16 protein-coding genes are annotated in these 18,445 nt (G+C 61.0%); 14 read left to right on the forward strand and 2 right to left on the reverse strand.

Annotation, left to right across the window (positions count from 1 at the left end; translation table 11 throughout):
* Position 1 precedes the first annotated feature (1 nt).
* The 10 genes from F3H58_RS19005 to F3H58_RS19050 all read left to right on the forward strand — a co-directional run bounded on the left by F3H58_RS19005 (position 2) and on the right by F3H58_RS19050 (position 9,959).
* Positions 2 to 847: an alpha/beta fold hydrolase gene (locus F3H58_RS19005; RefSeq protein WP_149743304.1), complete on the forward strand. Its 846-nt coding sequence runs from the start codon at positions 2 to 4 to the stop codon at positions 845 to 847.
* Positions 844 to 1,782: a flavin reductase family protein gene (locus F3H58_RS19010; RefSeq protein ID WP_149743305.1), complete on the forward strand. Its 939-nt coding sequence runs from the start codon at positions 844 to 846 to the stop codon at positions 1,780 to 1,782. Before F3H58_RS19005 ends, F3H58_RS19010 begins: the two co-directional genes overlap by 4 nt.
* The gene (locus tag F3H58_RS19015) at positions 1,779 to 2,819 is read left to right on the forward strand and encodes an LLM class flavin-dependent oxidoreductase (protein ID WP_149743306.1); all 1,041 of its coding nucleotides are present in this window, start codon (positions 1,779 to 1,781) and stop codon (positions 2,817 to 2,819) included. Before F3H58_RS19010 ends, F3H58_RS19015 begins: the two co-directional genes overlap by 4 nt.
* 4 nt (positions 2,820 to 2,823) lie before the next feature.
* Positions 2,824 to 4,290: an aldehyde dehydrogenase gene (locus tag F3H58_RS19020; protein ID WP_149743307.1), complete on the forward strand. Its 1,467-nt coding sequence runs from the start codon at positions 2,824 to 2,826 to the stop codon at positions 4,288 to 4,290.
* Between the two features lie 4 nt (positions 4,291 to 4,294).
* Complete coding sequence (locus tag F3H58_RS19025) at positions 4,295 to 4,609, forward strand: NIPSNAP family protein (RefSeq protein WP_020813480.1); 315 nt, start codon at positions 4,295 to 4,297, stop codon at positions 4,607 to 4,609.
* Between the two features lie 57 nt (positions 4,610 to 4,666).
* Positions 4,667 to 5,677, forward strand: coding sequence for an ABC transporter substrate-binding protein (locus F3H58_RS19030; RefSeq protein WP_149743308.1), 1,011 nt, complete (start codon positions 4,667 to 4,669; stop codon positions 5,675 to 5,677).
* A 108-nt stretch (positions 5,678 to 5,785) separates the two neighbouring features.
* On the forward strand, positions 5,786 to 6,613 hold the full coding sequence (locus F3H58_RS19035; RefSeq protein WP_286169797.1) for an ABC transporter permease: 828 nt from the start codon (positions 5,786 to 5,788) through the stop codon (positions 6,611 to 6,613).
* Between the two features lies 1 nt (position 6,614).
* A complete protein-coding gene (locus tag F3H58_RS19040) occupies positions 6,615 to 7,415 on the forward strand; it encodes an ABC transporter permease (RefSeq protein WP_020813477.1) in 801 nt (266 codons plus the stop codon).
* Positions 7,412 to 8,494 carry an ABC transporter ATP-binding protein gene (locus F3H58_RS19045; protein WP_149743310.1) on the forward strand — a complete coding sequence of 361 codons (1,083 nt, stop codon included), beginning with the start codon at positions 7,412 to 7,414 and terminating at the stop codon, positions 8,492 to 8,494. Before F3H58_RS19040 ends, F3H58_RS19045 begins: the two co-directional genes overlap by 4 nt.
* Before the next feature lie 10 nt (positions 8,495 to 8,504).
* Complete coding sequence (locus F3H58_RS19050) at positions 8,505 to 9,959, forward strand: NAD-dependent succinate-semialdehyde dehydrogenase (protein WP_149743311.1); 1,455 nt, start codon at positions 8,505 to 8,507, stop codon at positions 9,957 to 9,959.
* A 23-nt stretch (positions 9,960 to 9,982) separates the two neighbouring features.
* Here F3H58_RS19050 and F3H58_RS19055 read toward each other — a convergent pair whose 3' ends face one another.
* Positions 9,983 to 10,597, reverse strand: coding sequence for a TetR/AcrR family transcriptional regulator (locus tag F3H58_RS19055; RefSeq protein ID WP_127755889.1), 615 nt, complete (start codon positions 10,595 to 10,597; stop codon positions 9,983 to 9,985).
* 306 nt (positions 10,598 to 10,903) lie between these two features.
* On the opposite strand from F3H58_RS19055, the gene F3H58_RS19060 reads away from it, so the two are divergent.
* The 4 genes from F3H58_RS19060 (at position 10,904) to F3H58_RS19075 (ending at position 17,047) form a co-directional block, all read left to right on the forward strand.
* Positions 10,904 to 11,980: an efflux RND transporter periplasmic adaptor subunit gene (locus tag F3H58_RS19060; protein WP_149743312.1), complete on the forward strand. Its 1,077-nt coding sequence runs from the start codon at positions 10,904 to 10,906 to the stop codon at positions 11,978 to 11,980.
* Positions 11,980 to 13,065, forward strand: a complete 1,086-nt coding sequence (locus F3H58_RS19065) for an efflux RND transporter periplasmic adaptor subunit (RefSeq protein WP_149743313.1) — start codon at positions 11,980 to 11,982, stop codon at positions 13,063 to 13,065. The genes F3H58_RS19060 and F3H58_RS19065 overlap by 1 nt, the downstream gene beginning before the upstream one ends.
* Positions 13,062 to 16,133, forward strand: coding sequence for an efflux RND transporter permease subunit (locus tag F3H58_RS19070; protein ID WP_149743314.1), 3,072 nt, complete (start codon positions 13,062 to 13,064; stop codon positions 16,131 to 16,133). Before F3H58_RS19065 ends, F3H58_RS19070 begins: the two co-directional genes overlap by 4 nt.
* A 197-nt stretch (positions 16,134 to 16,330) precedes the next feature.
* Positions 16,331 to 17,047, forward strand: a complete 717-nt coding sequence (locus F3H58_RS19075) for a FadR/GntR family transcriptional regulator (RefSeq protein ID WP_065656538.1) — start codon at positions 16,331 to 16,333, stop codon at positions 17,045 to 17,047.
* Here F3H58_RS19075 and F3H58_RS19080 read toward each other — a convergent pair.
* Entirely contained in the window at positions 17,016 to 18,443 is a 1,428-nt protein-coding gene (locus tag F3H58_RS19080; protein WP_286169789.1) for an aspartate ammonia-lyase, read from the reverse strand. The genes F3H58_RS19075 and F3H58_RS19080 overlap by 32 nt on opposite strands.
* Positions 18,444 to 18,445 lie beyond the last annotated feature (2 nt).

The following is an 18,445-nucleotide window of genomic DNA, read 5'->3' on the forward strand; positions in this document are numbered from 1 at the left end:
AATGCAAAAGGTCGCCGACACGTCACGGGTCAATGGTGCAAAGGCAGGCGCCGCCACGCTCCCCCGGAAAACGACCGGAGGCGGGGCCGCCTATTTCGAAGCCGGCGCGGGCGAGGCCCTGATCCTCATCCACGGGGTCGGAATGCGGCTCGAAGCCTGGACGCCGCAGATCGAGGTGTTTTCTAGGACGCATCGCGTCATCGCTGTCGACATGCCGGGCCATGGCGGTAGCGAACGCCTCGCGGCTGGCAGTACTCTTGAGGATTTCGTCGGCTGGTTCGGCCGGTTCCTTGAGGATATGCGGATAGACCGCGCCAATGTCGCCGGACACTCGATGGGTGCGCTGATTTCCGGCGGTGCAGCCGCGACCCTTGGAGATCGCATCATACGCGCCGGATACCTGAACGGTGTTTATCGCCGCGACCCCGTTGCGAAGGCGGCGGTGCTTGCGCGCGCGGCGGCGATCCGCACCACGGGCGTGGACAAGGAAGGCCCCTTGCTGCGCTGGTTTGGCGATGATCTGAAAAGCCGGCACGCCCGGGAATTGACGCGAGGCTGGCTGGAAATGGTCGATCCCGAAGGTTACGCGGTCGCCTATACCGCCTTTGCGGGCGGGGACGAGACATATGCCGACCGCTGGCCTTCGGTCACCTGCCCGGCGCTTTTTCTGACCGGTTCGGACGATCCGAACTCCACGCCCCTGATGGCGGAACAGATGGCGGCGATCACGCCGCGCGGTTATGCCCGTATCGTCGAGGCGCACCGGCATATGGTCAATCTGACCGCACCCGAAACCGTCAATGCACTGATGGCCGAATGGCTGGCTTTAGAGGAGGAGCCGCAATGACCGTTGCAACCCTTGACCCGCGCGCCCTGCGCGACGCATTCGGCGCCTTCGTGACGGGGGTGACGATCGTTACCACCCGCGACGAAGCCGGAAAGCCGGTGGGTTTCACCGCAAATTCCTTCACCTCCGTCTCGCTCGATCCGCCACTGCTGCTGATCTGCCTTGCCCGCACCTCGCGCAATTTCGCGACGATGACGGGTGCGAAAAATTTCGCCGTCAATATTCTGTCGGAAGGCCAGAAGGACCTGTCCAATACGTTCGCCCGGCCGGTGGAAGATCGTTTTGCCGCCGCCATCTGGTCGGATGCGCCGGCAGGCTCACCGGTCTTTGCCGATGTTGCAGCCTGGTTCGAATGTTCGATGCAGGAGGTTATCGAGGCCGGAGACCACGTCATTCTGCTCGGTCGTATCGAGGCTTTCGAGAATAGCGGCCTGAACGGTCTCGGTTATGCGCGGGGCGGTTACTTCACACCGATGCTGGCCGCGAAGGCGCTTTCGGCTGCGGCAGAGGGTGAAATCGCTGTCGGCGCGGTTCTTGAGCGTCGTGGTGAGATTTACCTCGTCGGGGAGGATGTGCTGTCGCTGCCCGGCTGCGTCGTGGCGGGCGGTGATCCGGTGGCGGCGCTGACGGCGCGGCTTGAAGAGCTCACCGGGCTGCCAGTCAGGACGGGCTTTCTTTACTCGGTTTATGAAAACAAGACGGATGGGCGTCAGCACATCGTCTACCACGCGCTGGCAGATGGGGACGACGCACCGCGCCAGGGCCGTTTTCTGTTGCCCGGCGCGCTGGCTTCGGCAAAGTTCGACTCCGGCGCGACGGCGGACATTGTCAACCGGTTCGCGCTGGAAAGTTCAATCGGCAATTTCGGTGTCTATGTCGGTAACGAGACTGCCGGCAGGGTCCATCCCATCTCGATGAAGGCGGCAAACCTATGAAATTCTCCCTCTTCGTCCATATGGAACGGCTGGACGCCTCGCAGGATCACAAGACGCTCTACGAGGAGTTCGTGAAGCTTTGCGAAATCGCCGATCGCGGCGGCATGCATGCCATCTGGACCGGTGAACATCACGGCATGGATTTCACCATTGCCCCGAACCCCTTCGTGACGATCGCCGATCTGGCGCGGCGCACCAGGACGGCGCGTCTTGGCACGGGAACGGTGATCGCACCCTTCTGGCATCCGATCAAACTTGCCGGCGAAGCGGCGATGACGGACATCATCTGCGACGGCCGTCTGGATATCGGTATTGCCCGCGGCGCGTACTCGTTTGAATATGAGCGGCTGCTTCCGGGCCTCGATGCCTGGGGTGCCGGCCAGCGCATGCGCGAACTCATCCCGGCCGTCAAAGGCGTGTGGGCAGGCGACTATGCCCATGACGGCGAATTCTACAAGTTCCCCGCCACCACTTCCGCTCCCAAGCCGCTGCAGCAACCCTTCCCCCCGATCTGGGTGGCGGCGCGCGATCCGAATTCCCATGAATTCGCCGTCGCCAATGATTGCAACGTGCAGGTGACGCCGCTGTGGCAGGGCGATGACGAGGTGGAAACCCTGATGGGCCGCTTCAACGATGCCTGCGCCAAGAACCCGGAAAAACAGCGGCCGAAGATCATGTTGCTTCGCCACACCTATGTCGGTTCCGATGAAGCCGATATCGCCCAGGCGGCGCATGAGATGAGCGTCTATTACAATTATTTCTTCGCCTGGTTCAAAAACGAAAAACCGATCCATCAGGGTCTGATCGAGCGTATTGCGCCCGAAGACATCGCCACCAACGCGATGCTTTCCACCGATGTCATGCGAAAGAACAATGTCGTCGGCAATGCCGATGAGGTGATTAGCCGGCTTAAGGCCTATGAGGCCATGGGCTATGACGAATATTCCTTCTGGATCGATACGGGCATGAGCTTCGAGCGCAAGAAGGCCTCGCTGGAGCGCTTCCTTTCCGATGTCATGCCGGCTTTCGGGGAGTAACGCGATGCGCAGTTTCCAGTGCTATATCGACGGACGTTTCGAAAATGGCGAGGCGCGTTTTGCAAGTCTCGATCCCGCAAGCGGCACTGCATGGGCCGAAATGCCGGAAAGCCGCGAGGCGGATGTCGGCCGTGCGGTCGAGGCCGCGCATCGGGCGCTTTACGGAGATGCAGGCTGGCCGAAACTGACGGCGACACAGCGTGGCAAGCTGCTTTACAGGCTTGCCGATCTGGTCACTGAGAATGCGAAGACGCTCGCCGAACTCGAAACCCGCGATACCGGCAAGATCATCCGGGAAACCTCCGCGCAGATTGCCTATGTCGCGGATTATTATCGGTATTATGCGGGTCTGGCCGACAAGATCGAGGGCGCCTATCTGCCGATCGACAAGCCGGATATGGATGTCTGGCTGCGGCGCGAACCCGTGGGCGTCGTGGCGGCCATCGTGCCGTGGAACAGCCAGCTGTTTCTCGCCGCCGTCAAGGTCGGCCCGGCACTCGCGGCCGGCTGCACCATTGTCGTCAAGGCCTCGGAAGATGGGCCGGCACCCCTTCTGGAATTTGCCCGGCTGGTGCATGAGGCCGGTTTTCCCGCCGGTGTCGTCAATATCGTCTCGGGCTTCGGCGCATCCTGCGGCACGGCGCTCACCACCCATCCGAAGGTGGCTCATATCGCCTTTACCGGCGGTCCGGAAACGGCGCGTCATATCGTGCGCAATTCGGCTGAAAACCTCGCTTCCACCTCGCTGGAACTCGGCGGCAAATCGCCGATCCTCGTTTTTGCCGACGCCGATCTCGAAAGTGCCGCCAATGCGCAGGTGGCGGGAATTTTCGCCGCGACCGGCCAGAGCTGCGTCGCCGGCTCGCGGCTGATCGTCGAAAGAAGCGTCAAGGATCGGTTCCTCGATATTCTGAAGGCGAAAGCTGAGGCGATCCGCATCGGCTCGCCGCTGGATATGGCGACGGAAGTAGGCCCGCTGGCGACGGAGCGTCAAAGAAAGCATATCGTTTCTCTGGTTTCCGCCTCCGTGGACGCGGGCGCCAAGGTTGTCACAGGCGGTGCGCCTCTAGACGGCGACGGCTATTTCTATCGGCCAACCATTCTCGATTGCGACGGCATTCGTTCGCCATCGATGGAGAAAGAGTTCTTCGGTCCCGTCCTCTCGGTCGTTTCCTTTGAAACCGAAGCGGAAGCCATCGCGCTGGCCAATGACACGGTCTATGGGCTTGCCTCCGGTGTCTTCACGCAGAATCTGACCCGCGCCCACCGTCTGATGAAGGCGATCCGGGCCGGCATCGTCTGGGTGAATACCTATCGTGCGGTCTCGCCGATTGCGCCTTTTGGCGGATTCGGCCTGTCGGGCGACGGTCGCGAAGGCGGGCTTGCGGCGGCGCTCGATTACACGCGCACCAAGACCATATGGTTGCGCACCTCCGATGATCCGATCCCCGATCCCTTCGTGATGCGGTGAGCCCATGTTTTACGAAATCCGCACCTACCGGCTGAAGAACGGCGCCATCCCCGCCTACCTCAAGGTGGTCGAGGAAGAGGGTATCGAAATCCAGAAGAGCCATCTCGGCGAACTGGTGGGTTACTTCTTTTCCGAGATCGGCCCGATCAATGAGATCGTCCATATCTGGGCCTTTTCGAGCCTGGATGACCGCGAGGAACGGCGCGCACGGCTGATGGCCGATCCGCGCTGGTTGTCCTTCCTTCCGAAAATCCGCGACCTCATCGAAGTCGCCGAAAACAAGATCATGAAACCGGCGCGGTTTTCACCGCTCGGGTGAAATGCGCCGTTCGCGACGTGCATACCAACAAGAAGCTCTAAAACGGAGTAAGGGAACATGAAATTGAAACTGGTATTGACGACATGCGCCGCTCTTTTTGCCCTTGGTGCATCCGCCGAGGCGAATGATCTGGTTTTCTCCAGCTGGGGAGGAACCACACAGGACGCCCAGAAGGCGGCCTGGGCTGAAAAATTTATGGTATCGACCGGCATTAACGTGGTGCAGGACGGTCCGACGGACTACGGCAAATTGAAAGCCATGGTCGAGGCGAACGGCGTGACCTGGGATGTGGTCGATGTCGAGGGCGATTATGCCGCGCAGGCCGGCCCGAAAGGCCTGTTGGAGAAGCTCGATTTTGCCGTCATCGACAAGACCAAGCTCGATCCGCGCTTCGTGACGGACTACTCCGTCGGCAGTTTTTATTATTCCTTCGTCATCGGCTGCAATGTCGATGCCGTGGCCGCCTGCCCGAAGAGCTGGGCGGATCTGTTCGACACCGCGAAATTTCCCGGTAAACGAACCTTCTACAAATGGTCGGCACCGGGCGTGATCGAAGCCGCCCTTCTGGCCGATGGCGTGGCCGCCGACAAGCTTTATCCGCTCGATCTCGACCGCGCTTTCAAGAAGCTCGATACGATCAAATCCGATATCATCTGGTGGTCCGGCGGTGCGCAGTCGCAGCAATTGATTGCATCTGCGGAAGCGCCCTTCGGCAGCGTCTGGAACGGCCGCATGACGGCGCTTGAAAAAAGCGGCGTGAAGGTGGAAACCTCCTGGGAGCAGAACATCACCGCAGCGGATTCCCTCGTCGTTCCCAAGGGAACGAAGAACAGGGATGCGGCGATGAAGTTCATCGCGCTCGCCACCTCTGCGCAGGCGCAAGCGGATATGGCGACCGCGACGGGTTATGCGCCGGTCAATATCGAATCCGCCAAGCTGATGGATCCGGAAACCGCCAAGACCCTGCCGGACCAGCAGACGGCAAGCCAGGTCAACGCCGATATGAACTACTGGGCGCAGCATCGCGACGAGATCGGCGAGCGCTGGTACGCCTGGCAGGCGAAGTAAGATAACGGCGCGGGCCGCGACAGGCGCCCGCGCGATTTTCCACGTCCGGGAGGTTTGGGCATGGTCTCGCTTACCGATGAAACAGTCAGCCAGAAAGAAAAGGTGCGGATGCCTTTCCGGCCCGGCAACTTTACGGCTACCCTGCCGGCGCTTGTCCTGCTTGTCCTGTTCTTCGTCATTCCGGTTCTGATCCTGCTGTCGCGCAGCGTCACCGAACCCGTCCTCGGATTCGGCAACTATGCCGCCCTGCTGGGAAGCTCCACCTATCTGAAGATTTTTTTCAATACCTTCGCGGTGTCGGCGCTGGTAACGGTCGTGTCGCTGGCGATCGGCTTTCCCGTCGCCTGGGCGCTCGCCATCATGCCGGCGCGGCTCGCTTCCATCGTCTTTGCCATATTGCTCCTGTCGATGTGGACCAATCTTCTGGCGCGCACCTATGCGTGGATGGTGCTGTTGCAGCGCACGGGCGTGGTGAACAAGACGCTGATGGGGCTCGGCATCATCGATCAGCCTCTGGCGCTGGTCAACAATCTTACCGGGGTTACGATAGGCATGACCTATATCATGCTGCCCTTCATCATCATTCCGCTCTATGGCGTTATCCGCAAGATCGATCCGGCCATTCTTCAGGCGGCGGCCTTGTGCGGGGCGACACGCTTTCAGGCGCTGACCCGCATCCTCATTCCGCTGGCAGCGCCCGGCATGATTTCCGGCGCGCTGATGGTCTTCGTCATGTCGCTTGGGTATTTCGTCACCCCGGCGCTCCTCGGCGGTACGGCAAACATGATGCTGGCCGAACTCATTGCGCAATTCGTGCAGTCGCTGGTCAACTGGGGCATGGGCGGGGCGGCCGCACTGGTGCTTCTGGTGGTGACGCTGACGCTTTACGCCATCCAGCTCAAATTTTTCGGTGCGGCCGGGGCAGGGGGGCGCTGACATGCTTTTGAACTATAACAGCCTCGGCCTCTGGAAATGGCTGCTCCTCCTGATCACGGTGCTGACGACGGCATTTCTCGTTCTGCCCATCGTTTTCATCGCAGCGCTGTCCTTCGGCTCGTCGCAATGGCTGATCTTTCCGCCGCCCGGCTGGACATTGAAATGGTATGCGGATTTCTTCGCCGATCCGCGATGGCTGGAGGCCGCCTGGACCAGCCTGCGCATCGCCCTCATGGTCACGGTGCTGTCCGTGCTGATCGGTCTTGTCGCCTCCTTCGGGCTGGTGCGCGGCCGTTTCATCGGGCGTAACACGCTTCGCGCGCTGTTCATGACGCCGATGATCCTGCCTGTCGTGGTGCTGGCGGTGGCGCTTTATGCCTTTTTCCTGAAACTTGGCCTTGCCGGCACGACCGCCGGTTTCGTTATCGCCCATCTCGTCGTGGCGCTGCCCTTTTCCATTCTGGCGTTGACCGGCGCGCTCGAGGGTTTCGACAAATCGATTGAGGATGCGGCGGTGCTGTGCGGCGCAAGCCCGTTGCAGGCGAAAATCCGCATCACGCTTCCCGCCATCAGCCACGGCCTGTTTTCGGCGGCGATCTTCTCCTTCCTTACCTCCTGGGATGAGGTAGTGCTGGCGATCTTCATGGCAAGCCCGACATTGCAGACGCTGCCGGTGAAGATTTGGGCAACGCTGCGTCAGGATCTGACGCCGGTGATTGCGGCCGCCTCCACGCTTCTCATCGCGGTGACCATCATTCTCATGCTGCTTGTCGCGGCTGTGCGAAAAGGACTGAAAACATGACTAAACCGCTCCTGCAGATTCGCGGCATCCGCAAGCAATACGGACCGGTCGTCGCCGTTCAGGACGTCAATCTCGACGTGCAGCCGGGCGAGTTCATGACATTTCTCGGGCCGTCCGGTTCGGGGAAGAGCACGACGCTTTATATCCTTGCCGGTTTCGAGCAGCCGACATCGGGCGATATTTTGCTGAACGGCGAAAGCCTGCTGTCGACGCCGTCGCACAAGCGCAATATCGGCATGGTCTTCCAGCGCTACACCCTGTTTCCGCATCTGTCGGTGGGCGAGAACATCGCCTTTCCGTTGAAGGTCCGCCGCAAGAGCAGGGCGGAAATCGATGCGAAGGTGAAGGAAATGCTGCGGCTTGTCCGTCTCGAAGGTTTCGAAGACAGAAAACCGGCGCAGATGTCAGGCGGCCAGCAGCAACGCGTGGCGTTGGCGAGGGCGCTTGCCTACGACCCGCCCGTGCTGCTGATGGATGAGCCGCTGTCGGCGCTCGACAAGAAGCTGCGCGAAGAAATCCAGTTCGAAATCCGCCGTATTCACCAGCAGACGGAAGTGACGATCCTCTATGTCACCCACGATCAGGAAGAGGCCTTGCGTCTTTCCGATCGGATCGCCGTGTTTTCCAAGGGGGTTATCGACCAGATCGGCACGGGACCGGAGCTTTACACTCACCCGGCGACCCGTTTCGTGGCTGAATTCATCGGGGACAGCGACTTCATCGCCTGCGATCTCCTCGCCGCCTCGGGAGGCAGGGCGACGGTGTCGCTCGGTCGGGATATCGTTTTCGATCACGTTCCGGTGCATGGCGAAGCCGCGCCGGGAAAGAAAGCGGCGCTGATGCTGCGCCCGGAGCGGCTGCAACTCAGCCGTAACCGGCCGGTCGCCGCCGCCGGCTTCCAGGCCACGGTCAGCGACATCACTTTCCTCGGCAACAATGTCCATGTGGTGGCCCATACTGGCTCGGGTGAGCCGCTTGCGGTTCGCCTGCCTTTCGGCCATGAGGCGATTTCTGGCCTCAGCCGTGGCGACCTCGTGCATCTCGCCTTCGATCCGGCCTCGGCGCAGGTCTTCTGTTGAGGGGTGGGCCATGAATCTGAATGATCCCACACTCCTCTGCGAGAACGTGCCGGTGGCTGGCCGCTGGATCGATTGCGATGGCCGTGAAACGGCGGCAATCCGCAATCCCGCGACCGGTGAGATCGTCGGGCGGGTTCCAGAACTCGGTGCGAAGGAAACGAGAGAAGCAATCGCTTCCGCCGTGATCGCCCAGAAGGAATGGGCCCGCCGCACAGCCGGCGAGCGTGCGAATATCCTGAAGGAATGGTTCCGGCTCGTCATGGAAAACCGTGACGATCTCGGCATGATATTGACGTTGGAACAGGGCAAGCCGCTGGCGGAAGCAAAGGGTGAGGTCGCCTATGGCGCAAGCTTCATCGAATGGTTTGCAGAAGAGGCGCGGCGGATCAATGGCGAGACAGTGCCCGGCCACCAGCCGGATAAACGCATTCTGGTTCTTCGCCAGCCCGTGGGTGTGGTTGCGGCCATCACGCCATGGAATTTCCCCAATGCCATGATCACCCGCAAGGCCGGCCCGGCGCTGGCCGCCGGCTGTGCGGTGGTGCTGAAACCGGCGCCGCAAACGCCGTTTTCTGCCATCGCCCTTGCGATCCTTGCCGAGCGCGCCGGCCTGCCGCTTGCGCTTTTCAGCATTTTGACAGGGCCAGCCGCCGAGATAGGCGCAGAAATGACGGCAAGCCCGGATATCCGCCTTCTGACCTTTACCGGCTCAACGCGCACAGGCGAACATCTTTACCGGCAATGTGCGCCGACGATCAAGAAACTGGGGCTGGAACTCGGCGGCAATGCGCCCTTCATCGTCTTCGATGACGCCGATCTCGATGCCGCTGTTGAGGGCGCGATCCTCGCCAAATTCCGCAACAATGGTCAGACCTGCGTTTGCGCCAACCGTCTTTATGTGCAGAGCGGCGTCTATGATGCTTTCGCTGAAAAATTCGCTCGAGCCGTCGTTCGGTTGAAGGTTGGCAACGGGTTGGAGGGGGCAAGCATTCTCGGGCCTCTCATCGACGCAAACGCCGTTGCCAAAGTGGAGGCCCATATTGTCGATGCGCTTTCGAAAGGCGCGGAAGTCACCACCGGCGGCAGAAGACATGCGCTGGGCGGCAACTTCTTCGAGCCGACGATCCTGCGTAATGTCGATGCCGGCATGCAAGTGGCGCATGAGGAAACCTTCGGGCCTCTCGCCCCGCTCTTCCGCTTCGAGGATGAGGCCGATGTGATCGCGCAGGCGAACAATACCGATTTCGGTCTCGCATCTTATTTTTATGCGCGCGATCTGTCGCGGGTCTTCCGGGTCGCCGAGGCGCTCGAATATGGCATGGTCGGCGTCAATACGGGGGCTATTTCCACCGCCGAGGCGCCTTTCGGTGGTGTCAAGATGTCGGGTCTCGGCCGGGAAGGGTCACGTCACGGCATCGAGGAATATACCGAGCTCAAATATGTCTGCATCGGTGGCGTCGGCTGAGGCCGGGCCGCGAAGAATGATGCCTACGCCAGCAGCCCACGCATGATCAGCTCGAGATGAATTTTCAGGACGGCCTGTCTGTCCAGAATGCGCCGGTCGTTGAAAATCAGCCGAAACACCAATGTTCCGACCATGGGCGACATCACCACTTTGGCGAGTTCGGGAGGGTTGGCCCTGAACCTTTTTTTCGCGACGCCTTCCTCGAGGACCGCATCGATGCGTGCAAAGACCGGCGCCATCATCGTGTCATGGTGCTGGTCGATGAGATCCGGGAATTTTGCGCCTTCCGCGACGATTAGGCGAAACAGTTCCCGCATTTTTCTGTTGTCGACGAGTGAGTCGAACAGGAATTCGAGCAGCAGACGAAGCTGCTCGACGGGATCGTCTGACTTGTGCGTATAGGCCCTGAACGCCTCCCGGAACGGCATGGAGGCGCGTTTTACCATGGCCTCGAAGAGCGCCTCCTTGGTTTCGAAATAGACGTAGACCGTTCCTTTCGTCACTCCCACCCGTTCCGCGATGTCTTCCACCCGCGTCGCGGTAAATCCCCTTTTGGTGAATTCCTCGAATGCTGCATCGAGAATTTGCAACGGACGTTGTATCTTCTGTTCAGCACGTGTCAGTTTTGCTTTCGCCATGGCCCCGGGTTCCTTCTTTATTTTCGACGCGTGCCCTTCTGTCCGTCGCGATTGGCGGAAATGAGAGATGGGTTTGCCTATAGCACCGGCGCAAAAACCGGAACGATTTTTGTGAAGGCGCGCGCATGCTTCACTATGCCGGAACATTGCCGATGCGCCCGCAGGTAGGTGCCGGACGACGAGGGAATGATCATTCGGGAACCCGTGCCGACACTCCGGACAGCTCCCCGATCAGCGGCGTAAGAATTTCATTGACTATTCAGTCAGTCAAATATTATAGGATGAGGCGAAGATCAAGAGGTCACCATGAGAACCATTCTTATCGCGGCGGCGCTTGGCGGTGTTTTCGCCCTGTCGTCCTGCAGCAATGAAGAGCCGCCCGCCGAAAAGCCGCTCCGCACCGTCGATGTGGTCGCGGCTGAGAAAAAGCCCGTTGATCGCGGTAGCGTCATCACGGGCGAAGTAAAGGCGCGGGTCCAGACGGATCTGTCCTTCCGGGTCAGCGGCAAAATCACCGAGCGGCTGGTGGATGTGGGCGCACGGGTGAAGACCGGGCAATTGCTTGCGCGCATGGATCCCGAAGAGCAGAAGGCCGATCTCGATGTCGCCCTGGCCAACCTGCAATCAGCGGAAGCGCAGCAGACGCAGGCGCAATTGACGTTCGACCGTCAGCAAAGCCTTTTCAAGACGCAGGTGACCTCGCGTTCGGCGGTCGACAAGGCCCAGGAAACCCTTCTCACGACGCAGGGCGCAGTAAGATCGGCGCAGGCGCAGCTCGATACGGCGCGGGATGCCCTCTCCTATACCGAACTCAGGGCGGATGCGGATGGCGTTATCACGGCCCGCAATGTGGAGGTTGGCCAGGTGGCGCAGGCCGCTCAGCTCGTCTTCACGCTGGCCCATGACGGGCCGCGCGATGCGGTTTTCGATGTTTATGAATCCCTGTTCCTCGAGCGCGATATCGACAATCTCGTCAATGTCAGCCTCCTGTCGGACCCCGCCCGCAGCGTTGCGGCGCCGGTGCGGGAGATTTCTCCGACGATCGACCCGGACAATGGAACGATCAGGGTCAAGGTGGGTCTTAACGGCGATATGACCATGCCGCTCGGCGCGCCCGTATCCGGCCATTTCCGCTTCAAACAGGTCGATGCGATTGAACTTCCGTGGTCGGCGATGACGTCGCAGGACGGCTTACCCGCCGTCTGGGTGGTCGATCCGCAATCCTCGGAAATCGCCATGCGGCGTGTTGAGGTCGCCGATTACGAGACCGGTCAATTCGTCATCACGCAGGGGCTTAATCCCGGCGATCTCGTCGTCACCGTCGGCACCAAATTTCTCCGCGCCGGTGAAAAGGTCGCCTATGAAAAGGGGCAGGCACAATAATGTCCAGTATATACAAAAGCTTGTTTTTTGTGGCTGTGGCGATTGCGGTTTCCTCCTGCGAGGACAAGCAGGAAGCCGCCGCCGAGGCGCCGCGCCCGGTGCTTTCCGTCGTCGTGGAAGAGAAGCCGGCCGATGCCCTGCGTCTGACCGGCACTGTGGAATCGCGCATTCAGACCGATCTCGGCTTTCGCGTGCTCGGGCGCATTATCGCCCGCAATGTCGATGTCGCCGATCTGGTGAAGAAGGGCGACGTGGTTGCGTCAATCGATCCGCTCGCGCTCGAGCTTGCGGTGAAGAGCGCGCAATCCGACCTCTCCAATGCGGAAGCGCAGCTGGCCAATGCAGTGACGACCGAGCAGCGCCAGCGCGTGCTGGCGGAAGCCCGCAGCGGCACGGAAGCGGCACTGGAAGAGGCCGAGCAGGCCACCCGCACCGCCAATGCGTCCGTCGCCAAGGCCCGCGCCAATCTGGACAAGGCCGAGGAGCAGCTGGGTTATGCGCAGCTGCATGCGGAATTTGACGGTGTGGTGACGGCAACTTCGGGCGAAATCGGTCAGGTCGTCTCGGCCGGGCAAACGGTCGTGACGATTGCCCGTCCGGAAGTGCGCGATGTGGTGGTCGACGTTCCGCAATTTGCGGCGCAGCGGCTGGAGATCGGCTCCGCCTTCGAGATCGCCCTGCAGCTCGACCCGAAAATTCGCACCACCGGCGTGGTCCGCGAGATTGCTCCGGAAGCCGAAACGGCGACGCGCACGCGCCGCACGAAGATCAGCCTGCAGGATGCGCCGCCGGCATTCCGGCTGGGCTCCGTCGTCACGGCCTCGGTGCTTGCAGCATCCGAACCGCAGATCATGCTTCCGTCATCGGCCTTGCTGAAGACCGACAATGGATGGGGCGTCTGGATCGTCAATGCCGATACGGCAACGGTAACGCTTCGCCCCGTCACGATAGAGGGCGAGCCTGCCGAAGGCGGCAACGTGCGCATCACCGGCGGCGTCAAGCCCGGTGAGCGCGTTGCCAGTGCCGGCGTTCACAAGCTCAAGGATGGACAAGCCATCAGGATCGATCAGGAGGTCCGTCAGTGAAGAAATTCAATCTCTCCGACTGGGCGCTCGAACACCGTTCGCTCGTCTGGTACTTCATGCTGGTTTTCGTTCTTGCCGGCGTTTTCTCCTATCTCAACCTCGGTCGCGAGGAAGATCCGAACTTCACCATCAAGACCATGGTGATCAGCGCGCAATGGCCTGGCGCTTCCGCCGAAGAAGTGGCGCGGCAGGTGACCGACAGGATCGAGAAGAAACTCGAGGAACTCGACAATCTCGATCATCTGCGCAGCCAGACGGTGGCCGGCCGCACGACGATTTTCGTGGAACTGGTGCCGGAAACCAAGGCGCGCAACGTGGAGCCGACCTGGGTGCGGGTGCGCAACATGATCGGCGACATCAAGGGCGATTTCCCCTCGGGCGTTGTCGGTCCCTTCTTCAACGACCGCTTCGGCGATGTTTATGGCAATATCTACGCCTTCACCAGCGACGGTCTCAGCCAGCGACAATTGCGCGATCTGGTGGAGGATGCGCGTGCGAAGGTGCTGACCGTCGACAATATCGGCAAGGTCGATGTCATCGGCGCACAGGATGAGACGATCTATCTGGAGTTTTCCACGCGCCAGATCGCGGCGCTCGGCATCGACCAGCAGTCGATCATCAAGACGCTGCAAGCCCAGAACGCCGTCACGCAATCCGGCTTCGTCAATGCCGGGCCTGAGCGCGTGGCGCTGCGCGTCAGCGGCCAGTTCACCTCGGAAGACAGCCTGCGGTCCATCAATCTGCGGGTCAACAACCGGTTCTTCCCGCTGACGGAAGTGGCGACGATCCGGCGCGGTTATGTCGATCCGCCGTCCTCGCTGTTCCGCTTTAACGGCCAGCCGGCCATCGGCCTTGCGATCGGCATGAAAACCGGCGCGAACCTGCTGCACTTCGGCGAGGCGCTGGATGCGCAGATGAAGCGGGTGGTTGCGGACCTGCCTGTTGGCGTCGATGTGCATCGCGTGTCCGATCAGCCGGCCGTGGTCGATGAGGCGGTCTCGGGCTTCACCTCCGCACTGTTCGAGGCCATCGCCATCGTTCTCGTCATCAGCTTCATCAGCCTTGGCCTCAGGGCCGGCATGGTGGTTGCCGTTTCCATTCCGCTCGTGCTGGCGATCACCTTCGTCTACATGGAATATACCGGCATTTCCTTGCAGCGTATCTCTCTGGGCGCCCTCATCATCGCGCTCGGGCTTCTCGTCGACGATGCGATGATCGCCGTCGAGATGATGGTCGCGCGGCTTGAGGTCGGAGACGACCTCAGGAAAGCGGCGACCTATGTTTACACCTCGACCGCTTTCCCGATGCTGACCGGTACGCTGGTCACCGTTGCCGGCTTCATTCCGGTCGGTCTCAACAACAGTGCGGCGGGTGAATTCACCTTCACGCTTTTTGTGGTGATCGCCGTTTCACTGATCGTGTCATGGATCGTCGCGGTCCTGTTCACGCCGCTGCTCGGCGTGACGATCCTGCCGAAGACGATGAAATCGCACCACGAGAAAAAGGGCCGTTTTGCCTCCGCCTTTTCGTGGCTTCTTGGCCGGGCGCTGCGCTGGCGCTGGGTGACGATCATCCTTACCATCGCGCTGTTCGGCCTTTCCGTCGGCGGCATGGGCCTTGTGCAGCAGCAGTTCTTCCCGTCATCCGACCGCGTGGAGCTGATCGTTGACTGGAACCTGCCGCAGAACAGTTCGATTGCCGAGACCAACCGGCAGATGGCGCAGTTCGAGCAGGAAATGCTCTCCAAGAATCCGGACATCGACCATTGGACAACCTATGTCGGCGAAGGCGCGCCGCGTTTCATCCTGTCCTTCGACGTGCAGACGCCGGATGTCACCTTCGGCCAGACGGTCATCGTCACCAAGGGGCTGGATGTGCGTGACAAGGTGCGCGCCGACCTGCAGGACTATCTGAACAAGACTTTTATCGGCACCGACGCCTTCGTGAAACTGCTAGATATCGGTCCTCCGGTCGGAAAGCCGGTGCAATATCGCCTCAGCGGTCCGGATATCCAGAAGGTGCGCGAGCTCGGGCAGCAATTGTCGGGCATCGTCGGCGAACACCGGCTGCTGTCCAACATGGTGATGGACTGGAACGAGCCGACGCGCGTGGTGAAAGTGGATGTTCTGCAGGACAAGGCCCGCCAGCTCGGCGTCTCCTCGGAAGATATTGCCAATGCCATGAACAGCATTGTCGAAGGGTCCACAGTCACGCAGGTGAGGGACGATATCTACCTCGTCAACGTGGTGGCGCGGGCGCAGCTTTCGGAGCGCGGCTCCATCGAGACCTTGCAGAACCTGCAATTGCCGGCAACCAACGGCAAGGCCGTGCCGCTCTCGGCAATCGCCAACTTCCGTTATGAGCTGGAGCAGCCGACAATCTGGCGTCGCGACCGGATCCCCACTGTCACCGTCAAGGCTGCCATTATCGGTCCGACGCAGCCGGCGACGATTGTGGAGCAGTTGAAGCCGAAGATCGAGGCGTTCCAGAAGGCGCTTCCCGTCGGCTATACGCTGGAGACGGGCGGCTCGGTGGAATCCAGCGCGGATTCGCAAGCGCCGATCGTCGCTGTCGTGCCCATGATGCTGTTTGCAATGGCGACCATCCTGATGATCCAGTTGCAGAGCTTCAGCCGGCTGTTCCTGGTCTTTGCCGTGGCGCCGACAGCCCTGATCGGCGTTGTGGTGGCGCTGCTCTTCTCCAATGCGCCGATGGGTTTCGTCGCCATTCTCGGCGTGCTGGCGCTGATCGGTATCCTGATCCGCAACTCGGTCATCCTCGTCGTGCAGATCGAGCATCTGAGAAGCGAAGGGGTCTCGGCATGGCGTGCCGTCATCGAGGCGACCGAACACCGCATGCGGCCGATCATGCTGACGGCGGCGGCGGCCACACTTGCCCTCATCCCCATCTCCCGGGAAATCTTCTGGGGGCCGATGGCCTATGCGATGATGGGCGGCATTGTGGTGGGTACGGCGCTTACCCTGCTCTTCCTGCCGGCGCTCTATGTCGCGTGGTTCCGCATCCCGCGTGAGGATGACAAGCCGGAGGCAGCGGAAATCAAGGCGTAATATCTGAGGCGGAGCGAGGGTGCGGCGATACTGTACCCTCGCTTCAACAAAAATATCCGCCGTCGTTGTTCCGGCGGGCAGGATAATGTTAGGAAGGTCGGCTTGGCCGCGAGAGCGGCGGCCGTCCTTTGCGTTTGGGCGGTTGTCTGGTTTTGCGTTGATATTGCGAACATATTGAGAGTGCGGAGGGTTTGAAGATGGGCGGGTTGTCGGATTGGCTGTCGGATGCGCAGCCGATCAATCGCAAGAATGCCGCAGAAGCGGTGTTCGATGATATCCGTTCCGCCATCACCTCGGGGCAGCTTGCGGTCGGCACCCGGCTGCCTTCCGAAGCCCATCTGGCCGCCCGATATGGCGTCAGCCGGCCGATTATTCGCGAGGCTTTGCGGTCGCTCCAGACCCTAGGGCTGACACAGACCCGCACCGGAAGCGGCACCTATGTGATGACGCCGACCCCGCCTTCCGAATTGAATTACGGCGCCTATTCCGCCCGCGATCTGATCGAGGCCCGCCCCTTCATCGAAGTTCCTGCGGCTGGTTGGGCGGCGTTGAGGCGCACGAATGCTCAGCTGGAAGTCCTGCTTGACCTCTGTGATCGGATGGAAGCCGAAGAAAGGCCGCATCCCTGGGTGCTGCTGGATGGGCAATTCCATTGCGCCATTGCGGAAGCTTCGGCCAACAGGCTGTTTGCCAAGGTGGTGGCCGATGCCCGTGAGGCCCTTTCCCAACAGTCAGAGATGGTCAACCTGATGGCCGGCCGACGCGTTGCCTCGAATTTCGAGCACCGCCGGATCGTCGAGGCGATCCGGCGGGGTTCAGCGCCTGAGGCGCGCGAGGCGATGGAGCTTCACCTTGGGCAGGTGAAGCAGGTGGTGACCACGATTATTGGCGAAGATCGGCTTCGCCAGCCGTGACGGCGGGCAGGTTTGCAAGGTGCCGCGGGCTCAGTGCCTGCTGCAATTGCGCATCGGTGAGATAACCGCGTTCCAGAACCACCTGCGGCACGGTGCGGCCGCTGGCAAGCGCTTCCTTCGCCACTTCCGTCGCCGCATAATAACCGATCAGCGGGTTGAGCGCGGTGGCGAGACCGATGGATTCTTCCACGCGCTGCGCCATGATCGCCGGATTGGCGACGATGCCGTCGACGCAGCGTTCCGCCAGCGTGCGGCAGGCGGCGCTGAGCTGGCTGATGCTCTGTGACAAGGCTCGCACGATGATTGGCTCGAAAGCATTCAACTGCAATTGTCCGGCTTCAGCGGCCATGGTGATGGTGATGTCATTGCCGATCACCGCATAGGCCACCTGATTGACCACTTCGGGAATGACCGGGTTGATCTTGCCCGGCATGATGCTGGAACCCGCCTGAACGGAGGGCAGTGTGATTTCGCCGATACCAGCGCGCGGGCCGGAAGAGAGCAGGCGAAGGTCGTTGCAGGTTTTCGACAGCTTCACGGCGACGCGTTTCAGCACACCGGAGAGATGCACGAAGGCGCCGGGGTCCTGGGTGGCTTCGATGAGGTCTGCCGCCGTCACCAGCGGTCGTCCGGTCAGTTCCGCCAGATGCTGGCAGGCAAGCTCGGCATAACCACGCGGTGCATTCAGCCCGGTACCGATGGCGGTGGCACCGAGATTGATCTCGTGCAGAAGTGCTGCGGATTCGATGAGGCGCGCCTGATCTTCTCCCAGCATCACCACGAAGGTGCGGAATTCCTGGCCGAGCGTCATCGGCACGGCGTCCTGCAATTGCGTACGCCCGATCTTGATGAAGCCGGCGAATTCCTGCGCCTTGCGGTCGAAGGCATCCTTCAGCACACCCATGGAAGCGGCCAGATCGTCGATCGCCTCGATCAGGCCGACATTGATCGCGGTCGGATAGGCGTCGTTGGTCGACTGGCTGAGATTGACATGATCGTTCGGGTGAAGCCGGGCATAATCGCCTTTTTCGTGTCCGAGCAGTTCGAGCGCACGGTTGGCGATGACCTCGTTGGCATTCATGTTGGTGGAGGTGCCGGCTCCGCCCTGAATTTCATCCACCACGAATTGCTCATGCAGCGCGCCGGCGCGGATTTCGCGGCAGGCTTCGGCGATGGCTTCCATGCGTTCGGCGTCGAGCAGGCCAAGTTCGTGGTTTGCGCGTGCCGCCGCCTCCTTCACATAGGCCAGTCCCCGGACGAGATAGGGGTTGTGGCCGATGGTCACCCCGGTGATCTTGAAATTTTCCACAGCGCGTGCCGTGTGCACGCCCCAATAGACATCCGCCGGAATTTCCTTGGTCCCGAGCAGATCATGCTCCTTGCGCGTCACGCTCACTT

It is taken from the genome of Rhizobium sp. NFACC06-2 (assembly GCF_900101425.1).
In the GTDB taxonomy this organism is placed as follows: domain Bacteria; phylum Pseudomonadota; class Alphaproteobacteria; order Rhizobiales; family Rhizobiaceae; genus Agrobacterium; species Agrobacterium leguminum.